The sequence below is a fragment of the Chamaesiphon minutus PCC 6605 genome (assembly GCF_000317145.1).
GTDB classification, from domain to species: domain Bacteria; phylum Cyanobacteriota; class Cyanobacteriia; order Cyanobacteriales; family Chamaesiphonaceae; genus Chamaesiphon; species Chamaesiphon minutus.
The window spans coordinates 247,347-262,905 of sequence record NC_020053.1 but is presented as its reverse complement, the minus strand read 5'-3'; the positions used below and the strand labels follow the sequence as shown (position 1 = coordinate 262,905).

Genomic DNA, 15,559 nt, shown 5'->3' with positions numbered 1-15,559 from the left:
GGCTGATTTTTAGGTGTTTTTTGTCTCTCCCAACCCTCGTAACGACTTCAATGCCGATATTGACTGTTTGCGTTCGATCGCTGGTCGGATAAACGGCTTAAGATAATTATCTAGATGTCCCCAATCTAGGTCATTGAGTTCTTTTGTTAGTGCTATTAGATAATCTGTCTTGTCAGTTTGTCCCCAATCGATACTTATTCCCGCCCGATATGCCAACTCTGTGTGAAGCACCATGATAGTACGTCCATTGCCATCGAGAAAAGGATGTGCGTGAGCCAGCGATCCCATAATGTGCCCAGGCCGTTCGCGCATAACGTTAGGATCTCGACCGAGATCTAGCGCGTAGTCAGTCACCCTTCTGATGTATGGCGGTTGGGCAAACATCTCTCCGTAACCGCCTTTGCTGATATTGATGTTTGGTGCGGTTAGTACCCGATCCCGACCAGCCCAAGGATAGACATCGCCAAACAAAGTTTCATGAATCGATAGAACGTGCTTGTATTCGATAAAATCGATAGCTGCCAGCGCATTTATCGCTCGACTGAGATTACCTTGAAACGAGGCATATTCGAGATCTTTGACCTTTGAGACATCTTTAATGCTAGCGAAATTACGCAAGTAACCTCGGCTCTCAAAGTCACCAAATGGGTCAAAGGTCACGCATCTCGCTCCTGTAAATACCGAGCGTGAAGCAACGTATTATCTTTGCCTGTTAAAATACCAGCACGATTGAGTTCTACCAGCAACCATTGAGTTCGATCCAATTCAACATCATTGTCAGACAGTCGCGCGAAGGTTGCACCGATCTCATCGAGTTGAGAATGGTTATGGATGAGGTGATGCTCTTGAGCCAGCAGCTCTATCTGCTGTTGAGCTGTTAAGTCAGCGACCGTGCGAACTGTGGTCATCTCAAATACCGATGGTGAGGTGGTTTTGACTACTCGATATTATATCACGATCGGGGCGAGTGCCGAAAAGTTGTCTAATAGATGTGTAACTAACGATAATAACAGTTATCGCTAGTCAAAATCTGGTATCATCCTACTAGTTAGCTACTTGAGGTCTAAATAATGGTCGCTGCACGAGAGCATTTACCAAAGTTCACCCCCGAAGAGTACTTCGCTTGGGAGGAACAGCAGGAGGTCAAGCATGAGTATTTCGAGGGTGAAGTCTACGCAATGAGTGGCGGCACCCAAAATCATTCGCGGGTCGGTGGTCGGCTCTTCTCTCTAATCGATCTTCACCTCGATAATAGCGAATGCGTTGTCCTCACTTCCGACGCACGAGTAAAGATCCAAGCATCCGAAAAATATGTCTATCCCGATGCCAGCGTAACTTGTGACGAACGCGACCGAGAGACACCCCAATTTATCACTCATCCCTGTCTGATTATCGAGGTCTTATCACCTAGCACTGAAGCTTACGACAGAGGAGATAAATTTGAGCTGTATCGAAGATCTACTTCCCTGCGAGAATATGTCCTAGTTAGTGCTGATAAGATCGCTATCGATCTACATCGCAAGGACGATCTCGATCGGTGGCAATCTATCTACTTCCGAGCAGGGGATACTGTCGAACTAGAAAGTATCGATCTGACTTTCCCGATCGAACGAGTCTATCGTGGGATTGAATTTTGAGATGCCCGATCTACCATCGATTGTCATTACTGCAATTGCACCAATTGCTACAGCAAATCCTCTTTGCCAAACTACTAGCCGATGTCTAGTTCAAGCAAGAGATATTTGGGTGGATTTCTTGAGCCTCAAGATTTCGGCGAACACTCAACGCGCTTACGCCAAGGCGATCGCAGATTTCTATCAACGAGTTTATAATGAGGCAGTTTCACCGGAATCGATCGCTAGATTCCTCACTCTCCCGCCAGCGGAGGCTCTGTTTCAAGTTCTCAACTATCGCCGGATGCTGATTGAGGCGAAGTTAGCCCCCAGCACAATTAATGTGCGATTATCCGCACTCAAATCACTCGTTGATTATGCTCGGAAAATGGGTGAATGTGCCTTTTCTCTCAATGATGTGCCTGGGTTAAAAACGGAGAATTACCGCGACACTACGGGGATTGATGCCCAAGCGTTTAAGAGTGTAATCAAATTAGCCGATGTGAATACGGTCAGTGGTGCTAGAGATTATGCAATTCTGCGGCTACTCTGGGACAATGCACTCCGGCGGGGCGAGGTGTGCTCTCTTGATGTTGGAGATTTCTCTGCATCGGGGTGCAAATTAATGATTTTAGGCAAAGGTAAAATCTCTAAAACCCCGATCGATCTCAGTCGTGGGGCTTCCTCGGCGATTTCACACTGGCTGGAATTGCGACGAGCGACCGTCTTGGCGAACGCCACGATGGTCGGCTCGTCAAGAGAGCGTGGCAGGTATAGTGATGACGATCCAATGTTTATCAGTTTGAGTCGCAATCAACCAGGTCATCGGCTGGGTGGGTCGGCGATCTATGCGATCGTGAGGCAGTATTGTCAGGAGCAGGAGATCGAGAAAATTATGTCCCCTCATCGAGTGCGCCATAGTGCGCTTACGGCTCACCTTAATGCTTCAGATGGGAATATTCGGGCAGCTCAAGCATTGAGTCGCCATGCCGACATCAAAACGCTGTCGCTATATGATGATAACCGCCACCAGCATCAAAAAGGAGCCACCGAGCTGTTGGGTAGTTTGCTGGATGAGTAAATGGTCAAAGATAGAGTTTCGTTGAAATAGATCTGGATCTCAATCTATTTCGATCTCATCTGATGAAATCGTTTCTGGGTTTGGAATTCAGGCGATCGAGTGAGCGAACTCTATCAAGTTGTATTTTCTGAAGCTGTCTTGGGGTATAAGTTACAGGAATTGAGGATCGATTTAGTTTCGGATCTCGATCTATTTCGATCTCTACACACCCATTTGCATGGTTTCCCTAGATAGATAAACTGCTCCTCGTAAATCTATACCCTGTAATGCTGGTTTGAGTTTACTCCACTGTTTGATAAATTCGGCATTGTCTAGCCAACTTTTTGGATAATTAGATGAAGTGTCTTTCGATCCATCTAATTCTTCAAGTTCCTTAATAATTTTTGGTTTACCTGCTTCATGATCGATCATTCGGTAAAATTCTAATGTTGCATCGGCACCAGCACAACGCTCGAAGATTGCTAATTTAGTAATGATATTTTCATCAAGATCCATTCCTCGACGCTGGGCAGTTTTAGATCTCATTTTTATTGTATTAAGCAGTCTCTTGACAATTCGGGGATTACCCTGAATCTTAGGTGAAGTAGCTAAAATACGAGCGATTCGATCGGCTAATTCAAAAGCAGTAGCTAACTCCTTATCATCTTTTAGATTATCTATGGATAATAGCTTCTCTATAGAGATTGGTTCCTCCTTCCACGAATTTCTGAGTGATTCTTCGAGAAGATCTCGTAAGCTATCTAACGATGACTTAGAGATTCTATTCTGAATAGCAAATAGCATAAATAGATAAGATCTGATCTCCCGAATTCCAGCTTTCGGAACTCGGATAGGAATTTGTATTAGTTTATCAATGTAATCTATTTGGTGCCGATCGCTTGTGCCCTTGAAATAATCGGCGACTGCACCTCTAATCATATCTTCATCAGCAGCAATGATAAATGCAGTATTGGGAAGAAATAGAAATAAACGCATTGCTTCTAATGTATGGATGGCATTAGCTGGCAAGCATCGATCTAAGTTGTCAATTATTACTATTAATGGTTTTTTCAGTTCTTGAAGGATCTCACTATATTCTTTTCTAAAAGCTGAAATTTGTTGAGGAGGAGTATTCTTTCGATCGGGTTTGAGTATCGCTGATGCTGTATCTTTTAAGTCTTTTCCTTCTTTAGCTAATTCCTCATAGTTTTTGTGCTTTGTTTCTTCATCATCTGTGCCAGGATTTATCAATTTACCAACAGAACTAATTCCGCGATTGAGAATCCCTCCTGTAGGGATGCCATGAGCTAAAGCAATGGCTTCTGCTCCCAAACCCATCATCCGCCATAAATCAACGCGACTTGAGAAATTTTTTGCTTTATCAAATAATGTTTTATTACCTTTGGTCGCTTCACATAATTTTGTTGCGATTGTTTCAAGTAGTGCTAAACGAGCATCATCATATCCTTGATATAACCAAGCATCAAAATTGACAATTATATATTCTTGCTTGGAGTTTTCTCGATCTTCTATAGATGTTAGGTTGCGTTCGACAAGCTTAAGTAAAGAAGATTTACCCGCTCCCCAATTACCAAATATTCCTAATGATACTGGTAGCATATCTGGCGATGCGAGTATATCAACAATCAGTTCAGATACTTCTCCAAAATTCAAATAATCAATCTCTGACTCTTTATCCGACCACATATATTTGCTTGCTCTGAAAAAGGATAGGTTTTTGAGTGCGATTCGGCAGAGCCGACGCTGGCGCGAACGATGCTAATTAACTTTAACGTTCGCTCACATTGGGTTTGATTCACTGATTTTGGAACTACTTTTACACGATATGCGATCGGGATAGATTAGTGTAGTTTGTTCTTTGTGACTCTAATCAGATTAAATATTACTCTCAATCCGCTCTAATAAAAGTTTTACATGTTTAGCAACTGAAATATCATAAGTCAGCATAAATTTATTCTTACATGTAAAAAAAGAAATAACTAATGCTAACACGAGCGATCCTTGTTTTGAGTAGATGAATTCTGTACCATACACATAAATGAACAAAAGAGTTATAAATGCTATTCCCAACACTGGTAAATATGAACCAAGTATTTCGTTCCGATCTTTTTGATATTCCAAGTGTTCATCTGTTGAATCCTTCATCTCTTTTACTTCTACCTCAAGATCCTGTGGTGGATATTTTCTTTTAATCTCGTCGATCCGATTGTCAAATATAGCTAGATCGTCTTCTCTGAAGATTCTATATCCTACTATCCTATTGAGTCTCGACATGTGTTCGTCTTCTATCTTTGATATTCTGCTTTTTCTGCTCAATCTCAATGATTTCAAATAATCTCTTATTGAACCCACAGGCAATTTGAGAAAATCCCAGATTTCTGCTAACAACAGCAACATCATTTCTTTCATTGAGCCTTCTTTAGGTAAGGCCCTACTAGTTTTAATTAAAGTATGAATTGTATCTAAAAGTTCTTCTCTTATTTTGGACATATTAAATTTCTCTTGATATAATATTTTGCTTGCGTTAGAAATCATATTGGTTTCTCAACCAATATGATAATTAGATATTGAAATATTCGATTGAATTGGGAGTAAGATCTTCTAACTAGTTTTACTCCTACCAATCGATCGAACATATTTAGAAATTAACTAAATTGCCGTCCAAGCAGCTTGCCATGACAGCACATCGAGAACCCCATTAACTTTAAAGCCCAGCTTTTGCTGAAACTCTTCCAGCACTTTTTTAGAACGCCTACCGAAAACTCCGTCTGCGCCACTAGTGCCAAAGTCATAGCCACGAGCTATCATTCTCTTTTGCCAGACCCTAATATCTTCGCCAGTTGTGAGAGAAGATAAATTGGTTCCGTTCAATAGAGGTAAAGGCTCTACAATCGTGTTTGTATAGGCAGGACGAGCAAATCCCATAACAGTGAAATCGAGCGGTCGTACTTGATAGCGAACTTCCCCTCCATTGGAGTTATCATCTGGCGGATTATTACCGTCGATCGTAATAATTTGACCTTTTTTTGTTTTAGCAACGAAAAAAGCAACATGATTAGCGGCACCTGGAATAGAGTCGGTTTCATTTTGCCAATCAAAAAAAACGATGTCTCCAGGCAATGGATCTTTAAACCACCGTTTTTGCTCTTTGAACCATTTTGCTCCACTAGGAGTGTAGTGAAATCCTTTTTCTGTCTCGATGTAAGTCTGTAATCCTGCATTATACAGGCAGTAAGAAACGAACATGGCACACCATGATTGGCCATTAAGGTCATGCCCGTACCATTCACCATACTTGACGATGTTGCTATTACCTAGTTCTTTCACGCCTAGCTCTCTTTGAGCGATTTGTAAGACTTGATTGATATTTGTCATTGGTTTGATTACCTAATTTGGTTTCTAGTCTCGAATAGGAGGAGAGCGATAGCGGAAACTACTCTCCCCTCGCTTTAACCGACCAAGCAATAATGCTTAGGAGATTTCCAAGAAAGAAAGTACCCAAGAATTAGGGACAAATCAGAATATCCCACTTGGGTAATTCAGGATTTCGCTTTAAAGACTGTTCAACAATTTCCATCTGTTGCTTAGATAAAGAAATACCCTTAGCATAAATCGACTGACTCAGATTAACAATCGGGTTAATTCCTTTCCACGTCATGCTTTGTGCCCAGGCTAGCATAGTTTCGACATCAATTAATTTAGCCCCGTTCCAGTGCTGCTCTAAAATTCCCCAACACCGTTCAATTGGATTATATTTACTGTGATAGGGAGGATAGTAGAGTAGTTGAACAGGAGTTCCAATTCGCTGAGAAAACTCGACCATCCGGTACAAGAATTGAGTCCGAATGCCGCTACTCTCCGAGCCATTATCAACTTTAAGTTGAATTAAATTAGTGGCACAGCGTTCAAGAGTAGAAAGTGATGACCACCACTGTTCAATGGTATCAACAATGAAGTCACTGGTTTTATACGAACTGCCGAAACTAAGATAGAGTTGACCACTATCTTCATCTACGATGCCGAACGGAATATATTTTTCCTTACTGCCCAGATCATGGTCTAAGGCTTGGTTATTTCCTCTAGTTTTACCACCTTTACTATAATCCCCGATCGTTACGGTAGCTTTACAGTCCAGACTCAATCTTTTTACCCCTGGGGTTTGGTGTTGGTCTTTTTGTTTGATGTTCAAAAAAATTGCATTGGTGGCTGGAATTTTTTTTGAGGCTTAGCTTTCATCACTGGGCGTAGACGATAACCCATACGGTTGAGAATTACTGTCATCGTACTCGGTGCAGGTAATCGATTTTCCTCATAACCTCGTTGTTTTAATTCACAGATTGCTTGGCTTGCGGTTAATCTCGTGTAAGCAATGGTTGTTTTAAAGCTGGGATCTTGTTGTCCATGTGCTTCGGCTATCTCAATCAGTATTTTGGCTGTTTCTGGTTGTTGTTCTTCCCATCTTTTCGAGCCACTGCGGTATGATTGTGCGCCGATACATTCAATACCACTCCGCTCTTCTGCCAAACCTAGCTCTACCATTGTCCGTTTCCATCCAAACTCTCGCTCTGCTTTTCTCGCACTCCCCTGACAATATTTGTTCGTCATCTGTGCAATGAATGCTCGGCGTTTTACTCCCACCATTTTTGACGCTGCTAATTTCAGGTCTTCGATTTGTTCATTACTTAAATTTCTCTTGTTACTTTCAGGGTTCTTCAACGGTTTTACTCTTCTCGATCGCTTCCTCCCCCTATTTTAATCCTTAGGTACCTTTTTTTGTGGAAATCTCCTTAGTCTTCTTTCCTAACTCCCTTGAATGGATCGCCATCTTGCTTGCTATCAAGAAATCTCCCTGTGGCGGTATCGCGCTTCGTCCAAGTCTCTGTGACTGGGTTGTTGTGACTTCTGGCATAACTTGGCCGAAACGGCCAAGTTATGCTTGACAACTCCAAGTACCTTGATTTAAAAATTGAGTGCCCTCAAGTGTGCTCTACAGCCATCCCGAAGGGAAATCAGTTACCTTAATTGCAACTGCGGCTCCCTGGCGAAACACTTTGCGATCGTATTTAAAGCACTCGATCGAATACCTCAAGCATGACCGATTACTCTCAAATCCGATCCAGTACTCCTAGTTACGCTCCTCTCACCATTAGATCGTGCCTAGCAATGACTTTGTGCTGAATCAGGAGGGTAAATTTGTCTCGATCGTGCGCTCTAATCTCCCCGAAAATCAACCATAACTTGGCTGAGAGTTCTTGAAAATTGCCGTTTCTAGCGATGTTAGTACACAATTCTCAAAAAAGAACTCATGCCTTATTATGATTGAATTTAGGTACTCAATGCCAAGTTATGATTGAAAACTCGATCGCTAGCATTCCCTGAAACGACGTATTTTCGTTATTGCGAAGCCAATTTATGGTTGACGATCGTGCCAATTTATGCCAGAAGTCACAGTTGTACGTTTGACTGCGTTGGTCAACGGCACCTTTGCGATAGCCTTTTCCTGTATTTTTAGCCATTTAGCTTACCTGCGATCTAACATTCTGTTGAAGCTTTTTCTTCAAACAGACTATTTAAATGTTAAGTCCGATCTAACATCATGTCAATAGATTGTGTGGATTTTTCTAGAATTTTGTTAACAAGAGTGCCGATCGGGTGCTTGAAGTGGGGCATAATAGTCTTACTCACCCATAGCCAGTCTGGAAAAGATGTGGAAGCGAGTGGGTGATTATAAAAACCTTGAAATTTCTATCCTTACAGAAGTTCTCTAGTGCGGGTTATGAGTTAGCACCTCTAAACGCGAGCCAGTTCAACCCCAGAACACCGAACGACTGCGATCGCCGATCGACCAAGATCGCCATTTGGAACGAAATCTAACATTATCTTCGTTTAAAATTTTACTTTTTTAGCTATAAATGTCAAATCAGATTCGAGCTTACCGAGATCAGCTTGGATTTAAGCAGGAGGAATTGGGCGAACAGGCTGGCGTAACTCGTCAGACAATCGCGGCGTGGGAGAATGGAGAAAGGGAGCCGAGCTTAGTTCAATTAAGCAGTATTGCTAGGATCATGGGGGTAGCAGTCGAGCTACTTCAAGGTTTAGAGTTGCCAAACTCTAGAGATCCAAATTCTTTTTTTTCATCCTTACTCTTCCGGGCAGATGAGCCTTCTGCACTTACTCCGACGATCAAACAACATCTCATCCAAAAAGTTGCTGACTATGCCGCTGTAGAAAAGCTGCTTGGAGAAATACCAGTATCTCCAGCTAAATTCCCCTTAGATGGTTATGAATCTGAAGTAATAGAAGACTATTCTAAGGAAGTACGCAACTGGCTGGGATTAGGCGAGTCAGCACCTGTTGGCGACTCTCTGTCGCTTCTAGAAAGCAAAGGGTTAAAAGTTTTACCCTACCCCCTTCCTGCCAAAATTTCAGGGTTCTCAGCCTGTGAGGAGGATTGGGGATGTCTTGTTGTCGTTAATAGCAATGATGTCGCCGAACGACAATTTTTCACTTCACTACATGAACTTGCTCACTTAATTTTTCATCATAAAGAATATCGACAGCCGCCAGAACGTACTAAATCTTCAGATCCCCGTGAGAAGGCTGCCAATCATTTAGCTGGAGCTATTTTGCTGCCAAAAAATGTCATTCGTAGAGAAATGCGTGCTTATCGAGATCGCTGGATACCAGATCCTTTGCTGATCGATATCAAGCGACGATATGGTGTGAGTCTAAGAACTATTCTGATTAGAGCCGAACAAGCTGGTATTATTACCAAACAGCAAAGCGGTACACAAATGGGCGTTCTTAATAAGAAATGTGGTGGGAAGGATAAGGATCTCCCTAATTCTGAGATCCCCATGCCACAAAGACTAACTCGTCTGGAGAGGTTGACATATACTGCACTTCTGGAAGATGAACCGCTAACTATTTCTCGTGCTGCTGAAATTTTGGGTAAAAAAACTTCGGAAGTGCATCAGGAATTGCAAACTTGGAAACAATATGATGTTGAGGTTAGTGATTGATTCCTCTTCTAGATGCAGATGCACTGATATCATTATCTCAATCCGATGGAAAACTGCTATCGCTGACTTCATCTGAAGTCCTCGATCTGGTGGTTTCAGAATGTCATTATCCAGATTATTGTAATGCCCACCAATTTATCGAACGATCTGGTTTATCTGTTGTTATTGCCAATCCAACTTTGCTACCAGAAGTTAATTACTCTCGATCGCCAAGCTTGAGTTTTCACGATATCTTAAACCTGCATTATGCAATCTCTTGTCAGCGAACGCTTGTAACCAATTCTAAATGTTTAATATTTGCTTGTAATGATAAACATATTAAAACAATATCTTATCATGAGTTTTTGGAAAAATTTGCTTTAAATTAAATATGTAAGTTACAGATATATATAATACTATTTAAGCCATCTTTAATTTTCTAGACGGCAAAAAATATTTGTGATGTACTGGCGCGTAGCAATGTCGATATAGCATTCATCTTTTAATTCCAAGCATTCTCTCAAAAGGTTGTTGGCATTATAATATTTATAAATACGATCTTTTTGCTGTGATGTGAATTGCCAATCACAACCAACATTTCGATATTTAATTAGCACTGCTAGCAATTTTTGTTGCCATTGGATGAGATTTTCGGATTGAAGAGGAATCTGCTGGTTTAGATTTTTTAGCTCACTCACAAACTCATCGCTACATTCGAGCATTTGAGCATTGCCAATGGCTTGCTCGATAAGATTGAACTCAAGGAGAATAGGTAGTTGGAAGTAGTAGATACAGAAGTAAAGACAAAATTCAAGCCGTAAAGGAAGAGGAAGTGCCATGAACATCTTCGTAGAAAATGGCGCGGAGATATCATTTTCAGAGAGATCGAGGCTTAGTAAATATGACTGTGACTGTGCGCTGTAGTCTTTATAAGAAGAATAAACGGGGAGATCTAAGTAAAGTAAACGTATTATTAATAGGTCTGAGGATGTTCGATCGTTTAACTCAGACTCGATCGATTGACATTTCTCATTTAGCCACTCTAAATATTCCTGTACCTTCTCATCACCAGCTATTATCCCATCAATTTCTTGTTTGATTGCTAGTAAATGAGAACTAGCATTAGGGAGCATTGCCAATACCAAAAAGAATACTTCTCGCCAGCGTCTATCGCTAACCTTCTCAACTAATTTTAGAAACGATCGCTCGCCCTGAACTGCAAAACTATCTACAATCCACTTCGCTGTAAAATACTCATGAAAAGTGAGATGGGAAAAAGAAAAAATCTCCTTAGCACGTTCGACTAATAAACCATGTTGCGCCATAATCGATCGTAATACCAATTCACTATCTAGCTGCAAAGCCTCTTCATCTGTCGCCGTACCTGGGAGATTGCAAATATAGTCGGTAATATGACGTTCTACTGTGCTTTGTTTAAAGAAGTACTCACCTCGATCGAATGTATCGAAGGCTATCTGACTTAATAAATCTTCCTTCCTTTTGAGCGACAACTTTTTATACACTTGATGTCGATCGATATCGCGTTTGGCATCCCACTTTTTTAGCAGCACATCCAGCCCTTCTTTATACAATTCCGAGCGATTGCTGGGGAACTCCGCTCCCTCTCCAAAAATCAAACACAGCAAGGTCAATAGCAGCGGATTCGTCGCCAATTCCATGACTGGCTCGCGCTCTTTTAGCTTCGATAGCATTCGCTTGGCTGTGAGCGGTTTGCCTTCAGCCTGAAACCATTTGTTGATAAATTCGGCAATCTGCTGCTCGTCAAAATCTGCAACCTCTACTTCGGTAAAATGCTCAAATTTGTATTCCCATGCGGCAATCCGACAAGTAATTACAATCTGGCATTTCCGATATAGATTAGAAAAATTCTCAATCGCCTTCCGCACTCGATCGTGGTCGATTTCTCGCACTTCATCCAAACCATCCAGCAATACTAATGCTCGACCTGCTCCGAGCAGTGTCTTAGCGGTCGCTGTAACCTCACAGTCTGCCCATTGACGATCGATATATTCTAGGACACTCGGCTGTGCTGCTGCTTCAGCAAAGTCCTTCAGCGTCACAAAAATGGGCACTCTTTCCGGTTGAAAGTTACTACCACAACAAAGCATCGCTAACCGCTTCATGAAGGTGGTTTTACCTGCTCCTGGTTTACCCAAGATCATCAGTTTATCGTGCAGATCTACCGCGTCTACCCCTGGTACTCGTGCCTGTGTAACTTTGCCTAAAAACGGTCGCTCGAAATCCTCTCTTTGGCAATGAGCCAACATTTTGGTAATTTCCGATCGAGTGTTGCCCGCACTCTTTTCTAGAATATTGACACTGGTGTAGATGTCACCATACTCGATCGGCTGTTCCATATCCAGAATCCGCATCTTACCGCAGCGGTGGAGGATATCATCACTGACTTGTTGACGGATGGTTTGAACGAGACTATCGATCTCTGGAGTTGATTCTGTGTCTATTTCTTCTGTCTCTACATCGGCGATCGATCGCCAATCCAAAGACAATGCCGCACAAATGTTTTTAAAGATCTCGTCTTGAACTTTTTGACCCTTAAAAAAGTCATAAACTTTAGTACGAGAGCATCCTGCTTCACCTGCTAAATAAGTTTTATGCTTACCGTGGTAACTTTTCAAAGCAGTTTGAGCTTGTTGAATTCCCGTTATACTCGCTCTGAAAGTTGTCATCATAAAGTTTTAAAAATACTTGGACGAAGGTTGAACATAGCTCGAACACATTTATTGGACAGCGTATTGAGGATTTCATGAGCTAATGGAGATAAGGCGAAATTACACATGAAGCTGAATCAATTTATTTTCAAATAACATTTATGCTGTCATTCAAAAAAATATCAATGCTGTTCGCTAAGTCCTCCTTGTCCAGTTCCACTCACGATCGAGAGATCGAACGGGAGATTTTGGTAGATCGAGTAAATTATGCACGGATTAGCTCTTATTGTGCCCTGGTTGTAACGGGGATCTCCAGTGTGAGCGATTTCGTCGGCATAATTCTAGTGATAAATGGGCAAATAACCATCGGCGTACTGGCTTCGATCTGTGGATTCCTAGCTAACAATAGGTTTGAGAAAATTGCCACAGCAGCGAATCATCGATTAGATCGAATGATGAAGGATGACTGAGCTAATCCAAACTTAGAGAGTGATTCCATAGATATTTTACGAACGATATAAAGTATCGATTTTAAATTCCACTGTATTAATGCAGTGGAAAAATCCCAACCAAGACTGGTGGTGCATTTGAGATAGATCGACCCTTCTTAATCTAGAACTAGCAATTTTATCTGCTCAATACAGCATTCCTGGTAATTTAGGAAACTTTAAAGAGCCATCGTGCAACAATGTCAGCTTGATAGTTATCTCCAGCACATCATCGATCGATATTTGATGACCTTCAGGTCGAATCTTAGATCGTGAGTAATCTGAGAAATTGCTGAGATTTAGATGAGTAAAATTTCAGCATAAATTCAGGAAATCGATCGGTTGAGTTCAGATAGCTTTCATTACAGGCTGCGATAGTTGATTCAGTGAGCCAATTGGGTTCTGCTGAAAAACATTCTATCGATATTCATCATGAATTCTATGAAATTAACTTCTTTGGTTACAAGTGTTGCACTGTTGGGCTTAGTTACTGTCGCTCACGTTGCACCTAACACATTTACTCCATCGATCGGGATAGTTGCACATGCTGCTGAAGGCCCATCCGTCCAAGAAAAAATTGCGCTAGTTACTAAAAACAAGGGTCAGATCGGTGGTGGCGACCAACTGCGCCGCTTCTTCTATGGGGATTTAGAACCGCTAGGAGTTCAACCTGGCGGAGCAGGTATGGTCGTCAGTTTATACAACAAAGCGAATAACGTCACTTTTTCCTATTGCGCTACTTACGATGTGGTAGTGGCGGTTAAAAAAGGCAGAATAACTACTTTCCCAGCAAATGAAGTTAAGTAATAGCCTAATTTGCTAGGTCGTAGTTATTGACATGAAAATTTGTCGATCCTGAAGTTGAGGGAATAAAGAACTAAGGGATCGGGACTGAATAACTTACAATTCTTGCTCCCTATCCCAAACATGGGATAGGGTTGGGGTGAGGGCAAGATTGGATCTTATGTAGTTCTCATTCCTCCAGCGTAGATTTTTGTACTTCTGTGTTTTTTATATCCTTAACTTTTTATTTTATTAGTTCGGTATTAACCGCAAATCGGGAGATGATTCATGGATAGGGATACGATTTTATTACTACATCCATTTTTTGCAGTTACTGTCGTATTTCCATTAATTGGCATAGTTGTCAATCATGCGTTGCAAACTCGTCAGCGGCGGTTACAGCTAGCGACTGGATCTAAAAGTACCATTCCGCCCAGCGCGGGGCCAGAACATGCTCGATTAGGTCGGTGGTTGACAGGTTCGGTAGTGGGCATCGTGCTATTAGCATTTGCCAATGACGTATTTGGTAACATTGTCGATCGGCAAGTATGGGCAAAAAGTCCATTTCAGGTAATTATAATTAGCCTGATTTTTGTAACCGCGATCGCATCATTATCATTACTTTGCCGTGCGAAAACCAGACTCTGGCGGGGCATTTTTGCCATCTTTACCAGTGTTGCACTGATTATGCTGGGCAGTCAAGATGGGGTTTATCGTAATGATGAACAATGGTATATTTCTCATTACTATTACGGTATTGTTGCGGCATTACTGATGATTTTTCCCTAGCGATCGTTAGAGAAATATATCAAGATCGTACTCATCGGTGGCGGAATATTCATATTATTTTAAATTCGTTGGCGTAGCCTCTCTGAAAGAGAATCGCCCTGCTGCTATTTATCGGACAGGCTTTTACTGGAGTCAAGTCATTGCTCGAAATTCCCCTTGCTTGGCAGAAGCCCTATGTCAAAAATCTCTACGAGCAGCAATGTGACAAAAAGCCTTGTACCGTGCAGTCAGCTCCAGCGATAAAAATGCCCAAATAACTACCCGACCACAGATAATTAGTGCATGAGCACATGCGAGATGAAGGAAAAACAGATAATGTCACATATTCTATTAGTTGAAGATGAAGTCAAACTCGCCCGCTTTATCGAGCTGGAATTGGGGAGTGAGGGCTACCGCGTCAGCGTGGCACACGACGGGATGAGTGGGCTAGCTTTGGTACGCGAGTCGGAGCCAGATTTAGCGATTTTAGATTGGATGCTGCCCGGTTTAACTGGTGTAGAATTATGTCGGAGAATGCGATCGACTGGGATTAAAATTCCGGTGATTTTACTAACAGCTAGAGATGAAGTTGGCGATCGCGTGACGGGTTTAGATGCAGGAGCCGATGACTATTTGGTTAAACCATTTAGCATAGAGGAGTTATTAGCTAGAATCCGCGCTCATCTGCGGCGCACGCAAGAAACCGATGAAGATCTATTGCAGTTTGAAGATCTAACTTTAAATCGCCGCACTCGTGAAGTCCATCGCGGGCAAAGATCGATCGATTTAACTGCCAAGGAATTCGATCTGCTGCAATATTTAATGAGTCATCCACGTCAGGTATTTACCAGAGACCAAATTCTCGAAAATATTTGGGGGTATGACTTTCTGGGCGACTCAAATATTATTGAGGTTTACGTTCGCTACCTGCGGTTGAAGTTAGAGCAGGATAATGAGAAGCGATTGATTCATACCGCGCGGGGAGTCGGTTATTCGTTGCGGGAGTAGTATTGTGGGATCTGCGATTCGTTGCAGAAAATGCTCTGAACCGCTGGCGTAGCCGCGCCGCGAGGTAATCGATCTTGATGAGATCGTCCGTCAGCTTACTCAAGTAGCTAAAACATTAGCTTCGTTA

At 41.9% G+C, this 15,559-nt stretch carries 15 protein-coding genes and 2 pseudogenes; 8 read left to right on the top strand and 9 right to left on the bottom strand.

The genetic code is table 11. The features are described 5' to 3' along the window. Positions 1-9 precede the first annotated feature (9 nt). Together CHA6605_RS30135 and CHA6605_RS30130 are read right to left on the bottom strand one after the other, a co-directional pair. Positions 10-660, bottom strand: a complete 651-nt coding sequence (locus CHA6605_RS30135; RefSeq protein ID WP_015328954.1) for a Fic/DOC family protein — start codon at positions 658-660, stop codon at positions 10-12. Next, entirely contained in the window at positions 657-908 is a 252-nt protein-coding gene (locus CHA6605_RS30130; protein WP_015328953.1) for a hypothetical protein, read from the bottom strand. Before CHA6605_RS30130 ends, CHA6605_RS30135 begins: the two co-directional genes overlap by 4 nt. Positions 909-1,070: 162 nt before the next feature. Here CHA6605_RS30130 and CHA6605_RS30125 point away from each other — a divergent pair, with 162 nt between their 5' ends. Next, positions 1,071-1,637 carry a Uma2 family endonuclease gene (locus CHA6605_RS30125; protein ID WP_015328952.1) on the top strand — a complete coding sequence of 189 codons (567 nt, stop codon included), beginning with the start codon at positions 1,071-1,073 and terminating at the stop codon, positions 1,635-1,637. A gap of 1 nt (position 1,638) precedes the next feature. After that, entirely contained in the window at positions 1,639-2,694 is a 1,056-nt protein-coding gene (locus tag CHA6605_RS30120; protein WP_157260288.1) for a tyrosine-type recombinase/integrase, read from the top strand. 201 nt (positions 2,695-2,895) lie between these two features. Here the strand turns inward: CHA6605_RS30120 and CHA6605_RS30115 are convergent, their stop codons facing one another. The 6 genes and pseudogenes from CHA6605_RS30115 to CHA6605_RS30090 form a co-directional block, all read right to left on the bottom strand. Then, positions 2,896-4,380 (bottom strand): KAP family P-loop NTPase fold protein, encoded by a 1,485-nt coding sequence (locus tag CHA6605_RS30115; protein ID WP_015328950.1) that lies wholly within the window; start codon positions 4,378-4,380, stop codon positions 2,896-2,898. A gap of 189 nt (positions 4,381-4,569) precedes the next feature. Then, entirely contained in the window at positions 4,570-5,229 is a 660-nt protein-coding gene (locus CHA6605_RS30110; protein WP_015328949.1) for a hypothetical protein, read from the bottom strand. Between the two features lie 114 nt (positions 5,230-5,343). After that, positions 5,344-6,069, bottom strand: a complete 726-nt coding sequence (locus CHA6605_RS30105; protein ID WP_015328948.1) for a C40 family peptidase — start codon at positions 6,067-6,069, stop codon at positions 5,344-5,346. Between the two features lie 130 nt (positions 6,070-6,199). Further along, a pseudogene (locus CHA6605_RS30100) lies at positions 6,200-7,233 on the bottom strand (ISAzo13 family transposase). 248 nt (positions 7,234-7,481) lie between these two features. After that, the gene (locus tag CHA6605_RS35300; RefSeq protein WP_198288607.1) at positions 7,482-7,637 is read right to left on the bottom strand and encodes a hypothetical protein; all 156 of its coding nucleotides are present in this window, start codon (positions 7,635-7,637) and stop codon (positions 7,482-7,484) included. A 390-nt stretch (positions 7,638-8,027) separates the two neighbouring features. Beyond that, positions 8,028-8,210, bottom strand: coding sequence for a hypothetical protein (locus tag CHA6605_RS30090; RefSeq protein ID WP_041550342.1), 183 nt, complete (start codon positions 8,208-8,210; stop codon positions 8,028-8,030). Between the two features lie 396 nt (positions 8,211-8,606). Here CHA6605_RS30090 and CHA6605_RS30085 point away from each other — a divergent pair, with 396 nt between their 5' ends. Next, positions 8,607-9,716 (top strand): XRE family transcriptional regulator, encoded by a 1,110-nt coding sequence (locus tag CHA6605_RS30085; protein ID WP_015328945.1) that lies wholly within the window; start codon positions 8,607-8,609, stop codon positions 9,714-9,716. Then, a complete protein-coding gene (locus CHA6605_RS30080) occupies positions 9,713-10,084 on the top strand; it encodes a hypothetical protein (protein WP_015328944.1) in 372 nt (123 codons plus the stop codon). The genes CHA6605_RS30085 and CHA6605_RS30080 overlap by 4 nt, the downstream gene beginning before the upstream one ends. A 42-nt stretch (positions 10,085-10,126) precedes the next feature. Here the strand turns inward: CHA6605_RS30080 and CHA6605_RS30075 are convergent, their stop codons facing one another. Continuing rightward, a complete protein-coding gene (locus tag CHA6605_RS30075; protein ID WP_015328943.1) occupies positions 10,127-12,406 on the bottom strand; it encodes an NACHT domain-containing protein in 2,280 nt (759 codons plus the stop codon). Positions 12,407-12,570: 164 nt separating this feature from the next. Between CHA6605_RS30075 and CHA6605_RS30070 the strand changes: the two genes are divergently transcribed. The 4 genes and pseudogenes from CHA6605_RS30070 (at position 12,571) to CHA6605_RS30055 (ending at position 15,432) form a co-directional block, all read left to right on the top strand. Further along, positions 12,571-12,855: a TRADD-N-associated membrane domain-containing protein gene (locus CHA6605_RS30070; RefSeq protein WP_015328942.1), complete on the top strand. Its 285-nt coding sequence runs from the start codon at positions 12,571-12,573 to the stop codon at positions 12,853-12,855. 459 nt (positions 12,856-13,314) lie between these two features. Next, on the top strand, positions 13,315-13,680 hold the full coding sequence (locus CHA6605_RS30065) for a hypothetical protein (protein ID WP_015328941.1): 366 nt from the start codon (positions 13,315-13,317) through the stop codon (positions 13,678-13,680). A gap of 264 nt (positions 13,681-13,944) precedes the next feature. Further along, a pseudogene (locus CHA6605_RS30060) lies at positions 13,945-14,702 on the top strand (DUF4079 domain-containing protein). A 55-nt stretch (positions 14,703-14,757) separates the two neighbouring features. Further along, positions 14,758-15,432, top strand: coding sequence for a response regulator transcription factor (locus tag CHA6605_RS30055; protein WP_041550475.1), 675 nt, complete (start codon positions 14,758-14,760; stop codon positions 15,430-15,432). Positions 15,433-15,559: the final 127 nt, after the last annotated feature.